This is a genomic window from Streptomyces himalayensis subsp. himalayensis (genome assembly GCF_013778455.1).
Lineage (GTDB): Bacteria > Actinomycetota > Actinomycetes > Streptomycetales > Streptomycetaceae > Streptomyces > Streptomyces himalayensis.
This window is the reverse complement of the sequence record NZ_JACEHE010000001.1, coordinates 216950-234220: the sequence shown is the minus strand read 5'-3', so window position 1 is coordinate 234220 and position 17271 is coordinate 216950. Positions and strand designations below refer to the sequence as shown.

The window sequence follows — 17271 nt, the reverse complement described above, 5'->3', positions numbered from 1 at the left end:
GAAGCGGCCCGCGCTGCCCTGCGTGTGTGCCCGTGCGCCCGCTTCCCTCCCCGAGGCCCCGAGCCAGCGAGGGAGAGCTCCACGTGACCATCGCGCCAGCCGATCCGGTTTCAGTCCGCCAGGCAGAGGCCGAGCCCGCGTCGGGAGGACCCGGTGCCGCACTGCTGCGCACCCTGACCGACCTCACCGCCGATCTCCCCGACGCCGACCCCGGCCGGGTCGCCGCCGCCGCGCTGCGCGGCCGGTCCGCAGCCGCGGACGAGACCGAGCTGCGCGAACTGGCCACCGAGGCCTCCGCCGGGCTGATCTCGGAGGACCCGGCGTACTCGAAGCTGGCGGCGCGGCTGCTGACGATCAGCATCGCCGAGGAGGCCGCGTCGCAGGGCGTCAGGTCCTTCTCCGAGTCGCTCGCGGTCGGGCATCGGGAGGGTCTGATCGCGCACCGCACGGCGCAGTTCGGGCGCCTGCACGCGGCCCGGCTTGACGCGCTGGTGGACGCCTCGATCGCCGAGGGCACCGACGACCGCTTCGGCTACTTCGGGCTGCGCACGCTGCACAGCCGCTATCTGCTGCGGCACCCGATCACCCGGCGCGTCATCGAGACGCCGCAGCACTTCATGCTGCGGGTCGCCGCCGGGGTCGCGGAGGACGACACTCCGCGGTCGGTGGACGAAGTGGCAGCCCTGTACCGCCTGATGAGCCGCCTCGACTACCTGCCCTCATCGCCCACGCTCTTCAACTCCGGTACGCGGCACCCGCAGATGTCCTCCTGCTATCTGCTGGACTCGCCGCTGGACGAGCTCGACTCGATCTACGAGCGGTACCAGCAGGTGGCCCGCCTCTCGAAGCACGCGGGCGGCATCGGCCTCTCGTACTCCCGTATCCGCTCCCGCGGTTCGCTGATCCGCGGCACGAACGGGCACTCCAACGGCATCGTGCCGTTCCTGAAGACCCTCGACGCCTCGGTCGCCGCGGTGAACCAGGGCGGCCGGCGCAAGGGCGCGGCCGCGGTCTATCTGGAGACCTGGCACTCCGACATCGAGGAGTTCCTGGAGCTGCGCGACAACACCGGTGAGGACGCCCGGCGCACCCACAACCTCAACCTCGCGCACTGGATCCCGGACGAGTTCATGCGCCGGGTCGACGCCGACGGGCAGTGGTCCCTGTTCTCCCCCGCCGACGTACCCGAGCTGGTCGACCTGTGGGGCGACGAGTTCGACGCGGCGTACCGCAAGGCGGAGGCGGACGGCCTGGCGAAGAAGACCATCCCGGCCCGCGACCTGTACGGCCGCATGATGCGCACCCTCGCGCAGACCGGCAACGGCTGGATGACGTTCAAGGACGCCGCCAACCGCACCGCCAACCAGACGGCGGAGCCGGGCCACACGGTCCACTCCTCCAACCTGTGCACCGAGATCCTCGAGGTCACGAACGACGGCGAGACTGCCGTCTGCAACCTGGGTTCCGTCAACCTGGGCGCGTTCGTGGTCGACGGCGACATCGACTGGGACCGGCTGGACGCGACGGTCCGTACGGCCGTGACGTTCCTCGACCGCGTCGTCGACATCAACTACTACCCGACCGAGCAGGCCGGCCGCTCCAACGCCAAGTGGCGCCCCGTGGGACTGGGCGCGATGGGCCTGCAGGACGTGTTCTTCAAGTTGCGGCTGCCGTTCGACTCGGACGAGGCGAAGGCGCTGTCCACGCGGATCGCCGAGCGGATCATGCTCGCAGCGTACGAGGCGTCGGCCGACCTCGCCGAGCGCAACGGTCCGCTGCCCGCCTGGGAGAAGACCCGCACGGCCCGTGGCGTCCTGCACCCCGACCATTACGGCGTGCAGCTGACCTGGCCGGAGCGGTGGGCGGCGCTGCGAGAGCGCATCGCCGAGACGGGCATGCGCAACTCCCTGCTCCTCGCGATCGCGCCGACCGCCACGATCGCCTCGATCGCGGGCGTCTACGAGTGCATCGAGCCGCAGGTCTCCAACCTCTTCAAGCGCGAGACGCTCAGCGGTGAGTTCCTGCAGGTCAACTCGTATCTGGTGAACGACCTCAAGCGGCTCGGCGTGTGGGACGCCCGCACCCGCGAGGCCCTGCGCGACTCGGGCGGCTCGGTGCAGGACTTCACCTGGATCCCCGAGGACGTACGCGCCCTGTACCGCACGGCGTGGGAGATCCCGCAGCGCGGCCTGATCGACATGGCGGCCGCCCGGACCCCGTTCCTGGACCAGTCTCAGTCCCTGAACCTCTTCTTGGAGACGCCGACCATCGGCAAGCTCTCCTCGATGTACGCGTACGCCTGGAAGTCGGGCCTGAAGACGACGTACTACCTGCGCTCACGCCCGGCGACGCGCATCGCCCGCGCGGCCCAGGCGCAGACCCCCGTCCCCGTACAGCAGACAACCCCGGAAGACGCCGTCGCCTGCTCCCTTGAGAACCCCGAGTCCTGCGAGGCCTGCCAGTAATGCCGACCCCGACCACCCCGACCACCTCGACCACCGAGAAGAACCTCCTCGACCCGGGCTTCGAGCTGACTCTCCGTCCGATGCGCTACCCGGACTTCTACGAGCGCTACCGGGACGCCATCAAGAACACCTGGACCGTGGAGGAGGTCGACCTCCACTCGGACGTCGCGGACCTCGCGAAGCTCACGCCGGGCGAGCAGCACCTGATCGGCCGCCTGGTCGCGTTCTTCGCGACGGGCGACTCGATCGTGGCGAACAACCTGGTGCTGACGCTCTACAAGCACATCAATTCCCCCGAGGCCCGCCTGTACCTCAGCAGGCAGCTCTTCGAGGAAGCGGTCCACGTCCAGTTCTACTTGACGCTCCTCGACACATACCTGCCCGACCCGGAGGACCGCGCCGCCGCCTTCGCGGCCGTCGAGAACATCCCCTCCATCCGCGAGAAGGCCGGGTTCTGCTTCAAGTGGATGGACTCGGTCGAGAAGATGGACCGCCTGGAGTCGAAGGCGGACCGCCGCCGCTTCCTGCTGAACCTGATCTGCTTCGCGGCATGCATCGAGGGGCTGTTCTTCTACGGCGCCTTCGCGTACGTGTACTGGTTCCGCTCCCGCGGCCTGCTGCACGGCCTGGCCACCGGAACCAACTGGGTCTTTCGAGATGAAACGATGCACATGAGCTTCGCCTTCGACGTCGTGGACACCGTGCGCAAGGAGGAGCCGGACCTCTTCGACGACGAACTGCAGCAGCAGGTCATCGACATGCTGAAGGAGGCCGTTGAGGCGGAGCTACAGTTCGCCCGCGATCTGTGCGGTGACGGCCTGCCGGGCATGAACACGGAATCGATGCGGCAGTATCTGGAGTGCGTTGCGGACCAGCGGCTGCAGCGGCTCGGCTTCGCTCCTGTGTACGGGTCCGAGAACCCCTTCTCCTTCATGGAACTCCAGGGCGTCCAGGAGCTGACGAACTTCTTCGAGCGCCGCCCGTCGGCGTACCAGGTGGCGGTGGAGGGCTCGGTCTCGTTCGACGACGACTTCTAGACCGCTTCGGGCCGCGTGGCGCCTTTCGGGCCGCATGCCCCTAATGCAGGTGCCGCCCGGCAGGCCGCATGCCCCTCCAGGCCGCGTGGCCTTTCAGGCCGCGCGCCCGAAGTCGTGCCGGCGGGTCCGCTCCCCACGGGGGAGGAGCGGACCGCCGGCAGCGTCGTCTGCGGCCTCCGCGGCACGCAACTGCCGGTCGATGCGGCGCTCGTGGGCGTGACCAACGAGCGCCGGTGCGGCGAGGAGGAGGAAGAGGGACAGGACGGTCAGGTAGTCCAGGAATGCGTTCATGTCGCTACTGTCGCGCGCGCCGGGTGACGGCGTCAGTGGCAGAACAGCCACCAACCCTCGAATTACTGCCACGGGTGCGGCACACTGGCAGACATGCTGCTGTGTCTTCCCGGGGGACAACCCCCGGACCCCCCGGCCGGAAAAGCAGCTCGGACCGGCCAACCTGAGCGTCCAGGCGAGGTGAGTCGTGCTGAAGAACGTGGCCGCAGTGCTGCTCGACGGTGTGCACCCCTTTGAGCTCGGTGTGGTGTGCGAGGTGTTCGGCCTCGACCGCAGCGACGAAGGGCTGCCGGTGTACGACTTCGCGGTGGCCTCCGCGGAAGGCCCGGTGCTGAGTACGCACGCCGGGTTCTCCGTGCTGACGCAGCACGGCATCGACCGGCTCGAGGAGGCCGACCTCATCGCCGTACCCGCCGGCGAGTCGTATGTGAACCGCACCTACCCCGAGGAGCTGCTCGCCGCCCTGCGCCGCGCCACGGAGCGCGGCGCGCGTGTCCTGTCCGTCTGTTCCGGCGTCTTCGTGCTCGGCGCGGCGGGCCTGCTGGACGGCCGCCGCTGTGCCGTCCACTGGCGGCACGCCGCCGAACTGGCCGTGCGTCACCCACGGACCCGTGTCGAACCCGATGTGCTCTACGTCGACGAGGGCACCGTGATCACCTCGGCGGGCACCGCCGCCGGCATCGACGCGTGCCTGCACATCATCCGCGAGGAGCACGGCGTGGAGGTCGCCAACGCCATCGCCCGGCGCATGGTGGTCCCGCCGCACCGCGACGGCGGCCAGGCCCAGTATGTCGAGCGGCCGCTGCCCCACAGTCCGTGCGACACCGTCGGCGGCGTACTGGCGTGGATGGAGGAGCACCTCGACGAGGAGATCACCGTGGAGGGGCTGGCGGCGCGGGCGCATATGTCGCAGCGGACGTTCGCCCGCCGCTTCCAGCAGGAGACCGGCACCACGCCATACCGGTGGCTGCTGCGGCAACGCGTCCTCCTCGCCCAGGAGTTGCTGGAGCGTTCGGACGAGACGGTGGACGCGATCGCCGGGCGTGCCGGTTTCGGCAATGCGGCGGCGATGCGTCATCAGTTCCTGCGGGCGCTGGGGACGACCCCGAACGCGTACCGGCGCACGTTCAGGGGCCCGAAGGCCGCCTGAACGTGCGCCCGCCCACCACCTCTGCGGCTCTCCGGACAGCTTTGCGCTGGTCCCGGAAGGGCCTACAGGTCGTAGCGCCCGGACGCCGAACAGAAGTCGACGCAGCCACGCATCAGCTGGCGTAGATCGGCGGCGTAACGGTAGATCGACGTACGCTCCTCGACGGGCACCATGAGCATGTCGAGGAATTGGGGCATCTCCGCCTCGTTTCGGAGGAAGGAGTCGGTGTAGCCGCGTATTCGTTCATGAATCTGCCGGAGAGCTTTCTCGCGTGTGAGATTCTGCTGTCGCTCCAGAACGATCACCAGGTTGTGCTGATCGCCTGCGGCCTCTTCTTTCGCGAGGGACTGCACATCCTGGGTGATGTTGATGACCCGCGTGGCGCTGTGACGCATCGCCTCGAGGGGAGGGCTCTCCAGGAACTCGGGCTGCACCTCGTAGCCGCCGACCCTCTCAGCGGCATCCATCTCCAGCAGCCCCCCTCCCGTCACATCGCGAAGCGTGAGGTATTCCTCGACATCCAGGGTGCGGCTTTCGCGACGATGCTCGGAGCGTGTGCGGTAGGAAGCGAACCAGTCCACCCAGTTCTTCCTTGTACGCCTGATGAACTGAGGCGACATCCCCTCGCACCAGCGCCTCCATATATCGGTGAAAGCGTTGATGTGGGGATCGGTCGACACGGAGGCCAGAGGTTGGGGTGAGGGGCTGGCGACCGCGGTCAGCGACGCGAAGAACCGTTCCGCGCGGCCCGGCTCCTGAACGAAAGCCGGGTCGTCGGGAAGGTCGCTCCAAATCGCCCACCAGGAAACCCAGTCGCTGACCAGTTCCAGACCCTCGCGAGGGGCGTCGGGGTAGTTCAGGCAGGCGAACAGAGACATGCCATAACGGTCATGGCGCCGTAGTGCCGCTTCTCCGGAAACCAACCCCATCCGCTGGACCCACTCACGATTATGGGCGGCCACGCGGTCGCCTTCGTGACTGATCCTGTACGGGAAAGGCAGATCGAACGGCCAGAACCGGAGCTCTTCCTGGAACGCCCTCGGCCCCGGCAAGGTCACCGCAGAGAATTCAACGGAGCCATCCAGCCGGGAAACCGGGGTAATTGCCTCGCTTTTCATGGCGTGTTCCTTATCTGCCCGCCACAAACGGGCGTAACAGCTGTGCCCGCCCCGCCGGCACCCGGCGCAACGGCGCTCGGTTCGGCCCCCTGGGCGGTACCGTCCGTCAGCCCGTCGGCGAGGCGGAGTGCGTTCTGTGCCCTGTACAGCTCGCCGCGCATCCGCTTCCGGGCCGCCCCCCTGCCATGGGCCACGTCGCGGTCGTGTCGTCGGTGGTCCATCCAGGCCCTGGTGCTCTCCTGGAGCCCCGGCCGGTACGGATCTATTTGCCGCGGAAACTCCGACTCGATCACCGGGAGAGAAAGTGCCGGTGAAACCGGAGTGTGTGTCCGTAACGTGCTGTGCGAGAAGGCGTGCATGAGCAAACTCCTCTCAGCCACCAGTGACGCGGCACCCTCCCCCTCGGAGCGCGCGTCAACGCGTACCCCCGCGTCACATTCCATTGAGCACTACAACTGACCATTCAGGGAACGGATTTGCTTCATTCACCACCCCACGGTGACAAGAACATCACACAGCACGTCCGACTCCTGTTCGCTTGAGATAGATATCGATCACTCTGGGCCGGAACGTGACCGCATACGAGAGGCTCGGACGGCACCCGGGGCGCGGCCATGACCGGACACGCCCGCATACGCGATCGGCGCCTGCCGGGAGATCCCGGACAGGCGCCGATCAGGATCCCGGGCGCATCAACAGCACCTGGAATCCCATGAGTTGGGGCGGAGTGGGTCAGTCGTTCGGGACGACCGGGTAGCGCGGCGTGCCTTCCGCCATCTGCCGCAGAGCATCCTTGCGGTCCCGCTTGGAGAGCCGGTCGATGTACAGGTACCCGTACAGATGATCCGTCTCGTGCTGCAGGCAGCGCGCGAAGTAGCCGGTGCCGCGCACCTTGATGGGGTTGCCCTTCTCGTCCTGGCCCGTCACCACCGCGTAGTCGGGGCGGGCCAGCGAAGCGTAGGCCGTCGGGACGGAGAGGCAGCCCTCGTTGGAGTCGTCGAGGCGGCGCTGGTCGGCCGGCAGCTCCTGGAGGACGGGGTTGCAGACGACGCCCACATGGCGCACGCCCTCGTCGTCCCCGCAGTCATAGACGAAGACCTTCAGATCGACGCCGATCTGGTTGGCGGCGAGACCCACACCCTCGGCGGTGCGCTGGCTCGCGAACATGTCGTCGACGAGCTGCGCGAGCTTGTCGTCGAACTCGGTGACGTCCTTGCACTCCTTGTGCAGCACCGGGTTGCCGACGACCGTGATCGGCCGGGACGTCCCGCGCTCGCGGTAGGCCGTCTCACGGGCCTCGCAGTCCTCGGTGTCGATGACGAAACCCTCGTCGTCCACGGGGAGAACCGCCGAGCTCCCTGCCCGCTCCTGCTCAGTGTCCTGCTGCGCCATCTCCGCCGTACGCCTTCCATGGAAACCTTCGAATGTGGTGCTGGTACAGCCTACGGGGAGGAATCAGCGGCGAGGAATCAGAGGAATCAGCAGACTTCTTCGAGATCCCGCCAGTCCCGGGAGTCTGGGCTGTCGGCCACCCAGCCGTCCAGCAGCCCGCGCACCAGGGAGGCGGGCGCGGCTATGCCGCACTCCCGTTCGGGCACCCACAGCTGTCCGTCGGTGCGGTGGCCCAGCGGCCCGGGGTGGCCCGGCTCGCTGTGGTCGTGCGGGTCGAGGTGGTCGCCGTCGCCCTCGTCGCTCGGCATCCGGCTCTCCGAGCACATGCGGCACAGCAGCCGTACGGACGAGGACCAGTCCTCGGCGGCGAAGCCCGCGTCGGCCGCGAGCCGCTCCAGGGCGTCCCGGTCGTCCTCGGTGTCGGCCTCCAGGAGCACGACCCAGGTGGGCACGGGCGACGGGGCCCACAGCTCGATCTCGTCGAAGACGGGGTACGAGTGGCCGGTGGACGTGGTGCGCTCGCCGTGCGGGACGCCGTCGTGCAGCACGACCTCGCCCCAGCGGCGGCCCGAGGACGGCAGCGGGACGGAGAGCACCTCGATCCGCGCCGGGTCGAGCCTGCGGCCCCAAACGACCTCCGCCTCGCCCTCCGGCGAGAGCCGCACGGCCGCGCTGCCCAGCTCCATGCCGGTGGGCTGGCCGCCCGCCGCCGCACCTCCGGGGACCCGCAGCCCGTACGCCTGCCATGCCCGCCGCGCCAGCGGCCAGTCCTGCAGGGCGGTCGCCGCGATGCCGACGTTCCACCAGTCGGGGGCTCCCGTGTCCCGGTCCAGCAGGGCCACCGCGCGCAGCCCCGCGGCGCGCGCCTGTTCCCAGTCGTGCCGGAACTTGTGGAGAAGGGCGAGGTTGAACCAGGACTCGGACAGCCACGGCTCCAGGTCCGCCGCGCGTGTCAGCAGCGCGCCCGCGTCCTCGTACCGGCCGTCCCCGATGAGCGTGAACGCCCGGTCGGTGGCCTGCCGCCATGAGGCGGAGGGCCGATGCCGTCCCTTGCCGAAGATCCTCACGATTCCCGCCTGCAAGTGTGGAGAAGACAGTGCAGCCTCGGTCCTGCCCCTGTTCTTCGCATCCAACCACGTACGGTCGGACGGCCGCTCATTACCCATCGGTTACCCGGCCCAGGGCATGGTCAGACGGCCCTCTGCCACAGGACCGAGGTCCCCCGCGACAGCACCCGGGTGAGCGATTCCACCACCTCCGGCGCGTAGTCGTGGCCGGTGGCCAGCCGCAGCCGCTCCAGCGCGGTGAGCGGCCCTCCGGGCCCCTCTTCGCGCACCAGTTCGTCGTACGCGTTGGCTGCCCGCACGATGCGGGCCGGCAGGGGCTGATCGCGGTACGGATCGGCCTGCCGCTCCACGACGACGGCGACCTCGGCGGGTACCCCTGTCTGGCGCACCACGGCACCGCCGAGCAGGGCGATGCGTCGCTGCTCCTCGGCGGGCAGGGCCGCGGTGGCCCCGGCCGCGACGGGGTCGACGAGGGACAGCTGCCCGATGTCGTGCATCAGGGCCGCGTACTCGAGGACGGTGAGGTCCGGTTCCGACAGGCCCAGCTCGCGGCCGACCGCCCGGCTGAGCGCGGCGACGCGGCGGGCATGGCCCGGCGGGGTGTATCCGGCGATCTCGGTGGCCCGGGCGAGGGATGCGATGGTCTGCCGATAGGTGGTACGCACTGCGGCGTAGCGGCGGTAGGCGAGTTGGGTGAGCAGCAGCGGCAGCGAGAAGACGGGCAGCGCCCACAGCCCGGCGACCGTGACCGCCAGCGACATCACCGCTCCCGTCGCGCAGACAGCGGAGCCGATGCCGAGCATGGCGCGCAGTTCGTCCCGCAGCAGGGGCCCGAACGGCCAGCCGGTGCGGGCGTGCGCCATGGCCGCGGCGAGCACGGCGTCGCAGAGCGCACTGAGCGCGAGGACGCCGACGACCCACAGCGCGTGGTACGGCCCGCTGCCCACCCACTCCTGCAGTTTCCCCGCGTTGTACAGCGGCTGGCAGCAGACGGCGGCGAATGCCACCGTCAGCACGCGCCGCGCCATGTGGTCGAGCGAGGGCCCGCGGCCCGCCGCCACATGCGGTACGCAGCCGACGAGCCCGGCCGCGACGGCGACGGTGACCACCTGGTGGACGCCGTGGTGCGTGGGCTGCCCCGCGTTGTCACCGAGCAGCGCGTACGCCAGCGCCGCGGCGGTCGCGAGCGGCGCGGGCTCCCGGTCGACGGCCGCCCCACCACCACTCCACCGCGCCAGCTCCCCGACGACGATGAGCACGCCGAACGCCAGAGCGGTCCCGCGCTCCTCGAGCCCGCACCAGAGGGTCCAGGCGAGGGCGCCGAGGGTGAGCAGGGCGGCGAAAGTGTGGACGAGGACGGGGATACGGGCCGCGAAACGGCGGCCGTCGCCCGACGTGGAGCGGTGGGAGCCTCGAGCCGAGGGGCGACGCGAGGCCTCCCCCGGCACGAAGCGGCGGGCCGGCTCCGGCGCGAAGCTCCGCGAAGCCCCCGGCACAAAGCGAGGCGGCACAGCGGTCGCGTCACGGCGCGAAGCCCCCCGCGCCAAGCCAGGCGGCACGTCCGACGCCTCACCGCGCGAAGCCCCCCGCACCAAGCCAGGCCGCTCATCCGACGCCCCACCACGCGAAGCCCCCCGCACCAAGCCAGGCCGCTCATCCGACGCCCCACCGCGCGAAGCCCCCCGCACCAAGCCAGGCCGCTCATCCGACGCCCCACCACGCGAACCCCCCCGCACCAAGCCAGGCCGCTCATCCGACGCCCCACCACGCGACCCCCCCCGCACCAAGCCAGGCCGCTCATCCGACGCCCCACCACGCGAAGCCCCCCGCACCAAGCCAGGCGGCACGTCCGACGCCCCACCGCGCGATGACTCCGGCGAAGAGCGACGCAAGATCCGTGCCGCCAAGCGGCGCAGAGCCCCCGGCGCGGAGCGGCGCGGGATGCCCGCCGCGGAGCGGCGCGAGGCCCGGGTCGCTGAGCGGCGTGGGGCCCCCGGGTCCGGGCCCCCGTGCCCGGTCACGACGCCTTGTCCGCGCGGACAGGTGCCGGTCGAGCGGCGGGCACCGCCCCGTGGGGGCCGGGCTCGTCCGCCGTGACCGCCGGGTGCCAGCCGTGGCGCTCGAGGGCGCGCACCAGGGCCCGTACCATCTGCGGGTCGAACTGGGCCCCGGCGCACCGTTTCAGTTCCTCCACCGCGACCGCCACCGGCCGTGCCCTCCGGTACGACCGTGTCGACGTCATCGCGTCGAAGGCGTCGGCGACGGCCACCACCCGCGCGCACTCGGGGATCTGGTGGCCCACGAGCCCGTACGGGTAACCGCTGCCGTCCAGCCGCTCGTGGTGGTGGAGGATCGCGGTCCGCGCCTCCCCCAGGAACCCGATGCCGCGCACCATCTCGTGGCCGTACTCCGGATGCAGTTCGATGATGCGCCGCTCCTGCGGGGTCAGCGGACCGTCCTTCCTCAACAGCCGTGTCGGTACGCCGAGTTTGCCCACGTCGTGCAGGATGCCGGCGAACCGCAGCACCTCCACCCGCTCGTCGTCCATGCCCAGTTCCCGCGCGATCATCATCGACGCCTGTCCGACGCGCTCGCTGTGCCCGCGCGTGTACTCGTCCTTGATGTCGACCGCCTGCACGAGTGCACGGATGGTGGCCCGATGGGCGTTGCGCTCGTGGTGGTACTGCGCGAAGACCCAGCAGGAGACGTACATCGGCAGCAGCACGAGCAGCGCGGCGAGCGGGCCGTACGGGCTGCGCCACAGCACGGCCATCATCAGCCCGGCGAGCCCGTGCACCCCGACGGGCGCGAGCGAGCGCAGGAGCAGCCCCCGCCCCGCGGCGGACACCGCCGCCACTCCCCTCCGCCGGAAGGGCACGGGAGGCACTCCCCTCGCCGCCGCAAGGATGCCGCTGTCCAGGTACGACAGGACGCAGCAGAAGGCGAGCACGGCGGCCCCGACGGGGACGAGGACGTACGGGAAGTCGGCGGCGGTCACGGCGCCGAGCCCGCCCAGCGGCGCCTGCACCGTGGCGGCCGCCCAGGCACTCAGGGCGAGTTGGGCGGCGCGCCAGACCCGGCGTACCCCCTGGGGCCGCTGTTCGACGGGGGCGAGGAGCCCGCCGGGCACGGCGACCAGCGCGGCGGCCGCGGGCGGCAGCAGGAACGCTCCGGCAAGCAGCACCGGGAAGAAGGTGCCCATGCCCTCGGGAGCCCGGCGCCCGGCGATCCGGAACCGCGGCGCCTGCTCGCACCCGGCGTAGAGCAGGGCGAGCAGCGCCACCGCGAGCCAGGGGGTACGCGGTGTCAGAGCGGGAACCGCACAGGCGACGGCGGCCACGGTGACGCAGGCGATGAAGACGCGGGCGCACGGTGGAACCGACCGCATGGCGCTCCCCTCGCGTGGCCCGGGCCGTACGGCCGGGCAAAGCCCGTCAAGGCTCCGGAGAATAGAGCGGCGCGAGCGGCACGGGGGCGGCAATGGGTGATTCCCATGGCGCCGCGGCCACGGATTAGCACATTCGGGTGACGACATTGCATACAGAGCGCCGCCAAGCCTGCGTACAGAACGCCACCAGGCCGCGGCGCAATGCCGCGGCCTGGTGGGTATGCGTGCGGGGAGGTCTCAGCCCTCTTGGGCGCCCGCCGGCAGGTCCGAGATCGTCACGTCGTGATCGGGAACGGCCTGGCCGGACCGGATCAGCTCGATGCGTCCCATGACCTTCGCCCGCAGCCCGGCGGGCACGTCGTCATGGCCGCAGCAGCGCTTGACCAGCTTCTTCACGGCCTGCTCGAGCCCGTACTTCTCCAGGCACGGCGAGCACTCCTCGAAGTGGTGCTCGAACTTGCTGCAGTCGGTGTCCGGCATCTCATGGTCCAGGTACTCATAGAGATGGTCGAGTACCTCACTGCAGTCAGTCTCGTGCGGCTTTCCGCAGCTCATGAGCCCGACCCTTTCGCTTCGTCCGACTCTCCGGCGCCGGCCGGGACGAGCCCGCGGTCGCGGGCGTAGTCCTCCAGCATGCCCCGCAGCTGGCGGCGGCCGCGGTGAAGCCGCGACATCACAGTACCGATGGGTGTACCCATGATGTCCGCGATCTCCTTGTACGCAAAGCCCTCAACGTCCGCCAGATACACGGCGATACGGAACTCTTCGGGGATCGCCTGCAGCGCCGCCTTCACGTCCGAGTCGGGCAGGTGATCGAGCGCCTGCGACTCGGCGGAGCGCAGCCCCGTCGACATGTGCGACTCGGCGCGCGCCAGCTGCCAGTCCTCGATCTCCTCGGCGGCACTGCGCTGCGGCTCGCGCTGCTTCTTGCGGTAGCTGTTGATGAACGTGTTCGTGAGGATGCGGTACAGCCACGCCTTGAGGTTCGTGCCCTCGCGGAACTGGTGGAACGAGCCGTACGCCTTGGCATACGTCTCCTGCACCAGGTCCTCGGCATCTGCGGGGTTGCGCGTCATGCGCAGCGCGGCCGAGTACATCTGGTCGAGGAACTCCAGGGCATCCCGCTCGAAGCGCGCGTTACGCTCGGCAGCCGTCTCCGCGCCCTCGGGCTGATCCGCCTGGCCGTTGTCGGTCCCTGCGTCGGTCCCAGCGACCGGACCCACCTCCTCCAGCGATGTGGCGGAGCCGCGTCCGACCCCACTCGAATCGGAGGATAGACGACGATCCGGTCCGCCCGCCGCCCGAATGGGGGCGTTCTTGACCGCGGTCAGCACCGTCCAGTCCAGGTCAGCGGCGCTGCTGCGGTTCGGGCAGATGGTCGAACCCATGCGGCGGACTTCCTCTCCTACGAACTACGAACGGTCCGGTACCGGCTGTCGGTACCGTCTGTCCGCCACAACAGTGGTTCGGGGCTCGAACATTCCCGGCAGGCAACAATGGCGTCATTCGAGTGACACAAGCCACTCGGCGACACCGTCGGTGATGATCTCCAGGGCCTCGTCCTGGCCGAGCGCTGCCTTCTTCGGCACGGCGAACCCGTGATCGCCGTGCGGCACCTCGACGAGCTCGTAGTCCCCCTTCGGGAACTCCTCCGGCCTCCCGAAGGGATCGTTGCCGCCCTGGACGACGAGTGTGGGCACGCCGGAGCCGAGCAGCTCCTCGGCGCGGGACTTCTCCGGCTTGCCGGGCGGGTGCAGCGGAAAGCTGAGGGCGAGCACGGCGTGGGCGCCCAGCTCGACGGCCGTACGGCAGGCGACGCGGGCCCCGGCGCTGCGGCCGCCGGAGACGACGGGCAGCCCGGGCTTCTCAAGCGCCGGCCACACCCCCCGCCATCCGACGTCCAACGTCTTCGGCGCGGGCGCCACCTTCTTCCCGGCCACCCGCCAGGGCTGCTCGACGAGCGCGACGGTCACCCCGCGCGCAGGCAGCACCCCGGCGAGCGCCTGGAGATCCCGCGCCTCGGTCCCCCCACCGGCCCCATGCCCGAGAGCAAGCACGATCCGCGCCTTCGGCTCAGCGGGATACCAGGCGATGCGGGCCGCCCCAGCATCGGTCTCGACGTTCTCAGTACGCGTCACAGCCCCATACTGCCGCGCTACCGCTGCGGGCACTGCTGTGGGCTGTGCCCGCGACGAAGGGCGCGCTGGCCCATGAGGGTGAGCCCTCAGAACAGGGTGCCCACCTCGGGGGCATCCAGCTCCTTCAACAGCTCGGGCCCGTTGTTCCGCACATCACTGACCGCCGTGGAAACGGGATACGCCCGCATCAGCCCCTCGGGAGGCGGGGCAAGCAGGCCCCGCAGATCCTCAGGATCCGTGCGAGACGGATCCAGCCACGCATCCCACCGATCAGCCGGAAGCATCAACGGCATCCGAGGATGGATCTGGGCCAACGACCCCGGCCCCTCCGCCGGGGCGACCGCGAGCGGCCCGGTCTCCGCCTCCGTCGTGATCACGGCACACGTCACCCACCACGCCCGCTGATGATCGTCCGGCAGCGTCCGGTCGCGCCAGAACTCGTACAGCCCAGCCATCGCGAAGACGGACCCGTCCGCGGGCGTCACGAAATACGGCTGCTTCCGCGGCCGCTTCTTCTTGCCCTGGACCTCGAGATCGCGCTCGGCGGACCCGGTCACCCACTCGTAATAGCCGTCGGCGGGGATGATGCAGCGCCGGGAGGAGAAGGCGCGCCGGTACGACGGCTTCTCGTGCACCGTCTCCGCACGCGCGTTGATCATCCGCGCCCTGCCCTCGGGTGATTTGGCCCACGACGGTACGAGTCCCCAGGTGAGCGTCCGCAGCTGGCGAACCGGTCGTGGGCTGTCGGCGTCCTTCAGAGGACGGTCGAGTACCGCGTAGACGTCCTTGGTGGGAGCCACGTTGTAGTCGGGCTCCAGCGTCTCCTTGGCGTCCCACTTCTCGATCTCAAAGATTCCTGCGAGATCCTCGGGCCTACGACTCGATGCATACCGTCCGCACATACGTGCCACACTGCCAGCCCGACCCGTCTCCCACCACCACCCTTCCAGGGTGCTTCGCGCCCGAGAGGAGCCCGCCCCAGACATGGAGAGCGCAACGACCACCGCGAGTGCATCACTCGCCTCCCTCTGGGACCGCGTCTTCGGCACCCAGCCGGACCCCGACCAGTGGGTGGTGCTCGCCACCGCGGCCGTCGCGCTCGCCGTGGTCGTGCCGTACCGCCCGTGGCGGCTCGCCCGCAACGCGATCACCATCGCCCACGAGGGCGGTCACGGCCTGGTCGCTCTCCTCACCGGCCGCCGCCTGGACGGCATACGTCTGCACTCCGACACCAGCGGCCTCACTGTCAGCCGCGGCAGGCCCACCGGGCTGGGCATGATCCTCACCGCGGCCTCCGGGTACACCGCTCCCCCGCTGCTCGGCCTCGGTGGCGCTGCACTGCTTGCCGCGGACCACATCACGGCCCTGCTGTGGCTCGCCACCGCCCTGCTCGTCGCGATGCTGGTGATGATCCGCAACGCGTACGGCGCCCTGACGCTGATCGTCACCGGCGGTGCGTTCCTGCTCGTCTCCTGGCTCACGGGTCCGCAGGTGCAGGCGGCCTTCGCGTACGTCGTGGTGTGGTTCCTGCTCCTCGGCGGCGTACGGCCCGCCTTCGAACTGCAGGCGAAGCGGCGGAGGGGCAGTGCCGGCGACTCGGACGCGGACCAGTTGTCGCGGCTCACGCACGTTCCGGCGGGGATGTGGCTCTTCCTCTTCCATGCCGTGTCGCTCTGCGCGCTCATCGGCGGCGGCCGGTGGCTGCTCGACGTATGAGCCGGTCAGGGGACCCGGTATGAGCCGGTCAGAGCAACCCGTTGGGCCGAGCGGACCGATGTTCGACGAGAATGCGCACCCAGCCGCATATCAGCGCACTGTTTCGCATGGGTTTCGCCACATTTGATCAAGATCTCCGGACATGGCCAACCACTAAAGTGAGGGGCATGACCGAGAACCCAGCGCACATCGACCTCTGGCCCGCCCCGCACGCGAGCGCGGCCGTCGACGCGACGGTCCACGTGCCCGGATCCAAGTCGGTCACGAACCGGGCCCTCGTCCTGGCCTCCCTGGCCGCCGAGCCCGGCTGGCTGCGGCGTCCGCTGCGCTCCCGCGACACGCTGCTGATGGCGGGCGGTCTGCGCGCCATGGGTGTCGGCATCGAGGAGACGGTGTCCTCCAGCTCCACCGTCGCCGGCGGCCCCGCCGCGTCGGGCGAGGCCTGGCGCGTCATCCCCTCGGGGCTCCAGGGGCCGGCCACGGTCGACGTCGGCAACGCCGGCACCGTGATGCGCTTCCTGCCGCCGGTCGCGGCGCTCGCGGACGGTCCCGTGCGGTTCGACGGCGACCCCCGCTCGTACGAGCGTCCGCTGAACGGCGTGATCGACGCCCTCCGCGTCCTCGGTGCGCGGATCGACGACGACGGCCGCGGTGCCCTGCCGATGACCGTCTTCGGCGGCGGAGCGCTGGACGGCGGTCCGGTCGAGGTCGACGCCTCCTCGTCGTCGCAGTTCGTGAGCGCCCTGCTGCTCTCCGCCCCGCGCTTCAACCAGGGCGTCGAGGTCCGCCACATCGGCTCGGCCCTGCCCTCGATGCCGCACATCCGGATGACCGTCGACATGCTCCGCAACGCCGGAGCCCAGGTGGACACGCCGGAGTCTGGCGGCGAACCGAACGTCTGGCGGGTCACTCCGGGCGCCGTGCTCGGTGTGGATCTCACAATCGAGCCGGACCTGTCGAACGCCCAGCCGTTCCTGGCCGCGGCCCTGGTCACCGGCGGCCGTGTCGTCATCCCGGACTGGCCCGAGCGCACCACCCAGCCCGGCGACCGGCTGCGCCAGCTCTTCACCGAGATGGGCGGCTCCTGCGAGCTGACCGATCAGGGCCTGGTGTTCACCGGCTCCGGCTCGATCCACGGCATCGACGCCGACCTGAGCGAGGTCGGCGAGCTCACCCCCGGCATCGCGGCCGTGGCGGCCCTCGCCGACTCCCCGTCGACCCTGCGCGGCGTCGCCCATCTGCGTCTGCACGAGACGGACCGGCTCGCGGCCCTCACCAAGGAGATCAACGAGCTGGGCGGCGACGTCACCGAGACCGCGGACGGGCTCCACATCCGCCCGCGCCCGCTGCACGGCGGCGTCTTCCATACGTACGACGACCACCGCATGGCCACCGCGGGCGCCGTCATCGGCCTCGCCGTGGAAGGCGTGGAGATCGAGAACGTCGCGACGACGGCGAAGACCCTGCCGGACTTTCCCGACATGTGGGCCGGAATGCTCGGGAACTGAC

Annotated in this window: 15 protein-coding genes; 5 read left to right on the top strand and 10 right to left on the bottom strand. The window is 70.3% G+C overall.

From position 1 onward, the window contains the following. Positions 1-83: 83 nt before the first annotated feature. Positions 84-2465 (top strand): ribonucleoside-diphosphate reductase subunit alpha, encoded by a 2382-nt coding sequence (locus H1D24_RS01065; protein WP_181655405.1) that lies wholly within the window; start codon positions 84-86, stop codon positions 2463-2465. Then, on the top strand, positions 2465-3502 hold the full coding sequence (locus H1D24_RS01060; RefSeq protein WP_181655404.1) for a ribonucleotide-diphosphate reductase subunit beta: 1038 nt from the start codon (positions 2465-2467) through the stop codon (positions 3500-3502). The genes H1D24_RS01065 and H1D24_RS01060 overlap by 1 nt, the downstream gene beginning before the upstream one ends. Positions 3503-3595: 93 nt before the next feature. Here the strand turns inward: H1D24_RS01060 and H1D24_RS01055 are convergent, their stop codons facing one another. After that, the gene (locus H1D24_RS01055) at positions 3596-3793 is read right to left on the bottom strand and encodes a hypothetical protein (protein ID WP_181655919.1); all 198 of its coding nucleotides are present in this window, start codon (positions 3791-3793) and stop codon (positions 3596-3598) included. A gap of 187 nt (positions 3794-3980) precedes the next feature. On the opposite strand from H1D24_RS01055, the gene H1D24_RS01050 reads away from it, so the two are divergent. After that, complete coding sequence (locus H1D24_RS01050) at positions 3981-4943, top strand: helix-turn-helix domain-containing protein (protein WP_181655403.1); 963 nt, start codon at positions 3981-3983, stop codon at positions 4941-4943. 62 nt (positions 4944-5005) lie between these two features. Here H1D24_RS01050 and H1D24_RS01045 read toward each other — a convergent pair whose 3' ends face one another. From H1D24_RS01045 to H1D24_RS01005, 9 genes are all read right to left on the bottom strand, one after another. Next, entirely contained in the window at positions 5006-6061 is a 1056-nt protein-coding gene (locus H1D24_RS01045; protein WP_181655402.1) for a terpene synthase family protein, read from the bottom strand. Between the two features lie 732 nt (positions 6062-6793). Continuing rightward, complete coding sequence (gene def, locus H1D24_RS01040; RefSeq protein WP_181655401.1) at positions 6794-7453, bottom strand: peptide deformylase; 660 nt, start codon at positions 7451-7453, stop codon at positions 6794-6796. Between the two features lie 86 nt (positions 7454-7539). Beyond that, positions 7540-8520, bottom strand: a complete 981-nt coding sequence (locus tag H1D24_RS01035; RefSeq protein ID WP_181655400.1) for a tetratricopeptide repeat protein — start codon at positions 8518-8520, stop codon at positions 7540-7542. Positions 8521-8642: 122 nt separating this feature from the next. Further along, positions 8643-9884 carry an HD-GYP domain-containing protein gene (locus H1D24_RS01030; RefSeq protein WP_181655868.1) on the bottom strand — a complete coding sequence of 414 codons (1242 nt, stop codon included), beginning with the start codon at positions 9882-9884 and terminating at the stop codon, positions 8643-8645. Between the two features lie 653 nt (positions 9885-10537). Further along, positions 10538-11908: an HD-GYP domain-containing protein gene (locus tag H1D24_RS01025; RefSeq protein ID WP_181655399.1), complete on the bottom strand. Its 1371-nt coding sequence runs from the start codon at positions 11906-11908 to the stop codon at positions 10538-10540. Between the two features lie 237 nt (positions 11909-12145). Next, complete coding sequence (gene rsrA, locus H1D24_RS01020; protein ID WP_181655398.1) at positions 12146-12463, bottom strand: mycothiol system anti-sigma-R factor; 318 nt, start codon at positions 12461-12463, stop codon at positions 12146-12148. Further along, a complete protein-coding gene (locus H1D24_RS01015) occupies positions 12460-13131 on the bottom strand; it encodes a sigma-70 family RNA polymerase sigma factor (RefSeq protein WP_309484188.1) in 672 nt (223 codons plus the stop codon). Before H1D24_RS01015 ends, rsrA begins: the two co-directional genes overlap by 4 nt. 279 nt (positions 13132-13410) lie before the next feature. Next, entirely contained in the window at positions 13411-14046 is a 636-nt protein-coding gene (locus H1D24_RS01010) for an alpha/beta hydrolase family protein (RefSeq protein WP_181655396.1), read from the bottom strand. An 86-nt stretch (positions 14047-14132) separates the two neighbouring features. Beyond that, positions 14133-14948 carry an SOS response-associated peptidase gene (locus H1D24_RS01005; RefSeq protein ID WP_181655395.1) on the bottom strand — a complete coding sequence of 272 codons (816 nt, stop codon included), beginning with the start codon at positions 14946-14948 and terminating at the stop codon, positions 14133-14135. An 82-nt stretch (positions 14949-15030) separates the two neighbouring features. Here H1D24_RS01005 and H1D24_RS01000 point away from each other — a divergent pair, with 82 nt between their 5' ends. Continuing rightward, on the top strand, positions 15031-15762 hold the full coding sequence (locus H1D24_RS01000; RefSeq protein WP_181655394.1) for a M50 family metallopeptidase: 732 nt from the start codon (positions 15031-15033) through the stop codon (positions 15760-15762). A gap of 167 nt (positions 15763-15929) precedes the next feature. Then, positions 15930-17270, top strand: a complete 1341-nt coding sequence (aroA, locus tag H1D24_RS00995) for a 3-phosphoshikimate 1-carboxyvinyltransferase (RefSeq protein ID WP_181655393.1) — start codon at positions 15930-15932, stop codon at positions 17268-17270. Position 17271 lies beyond the last annotated feature (1 nt).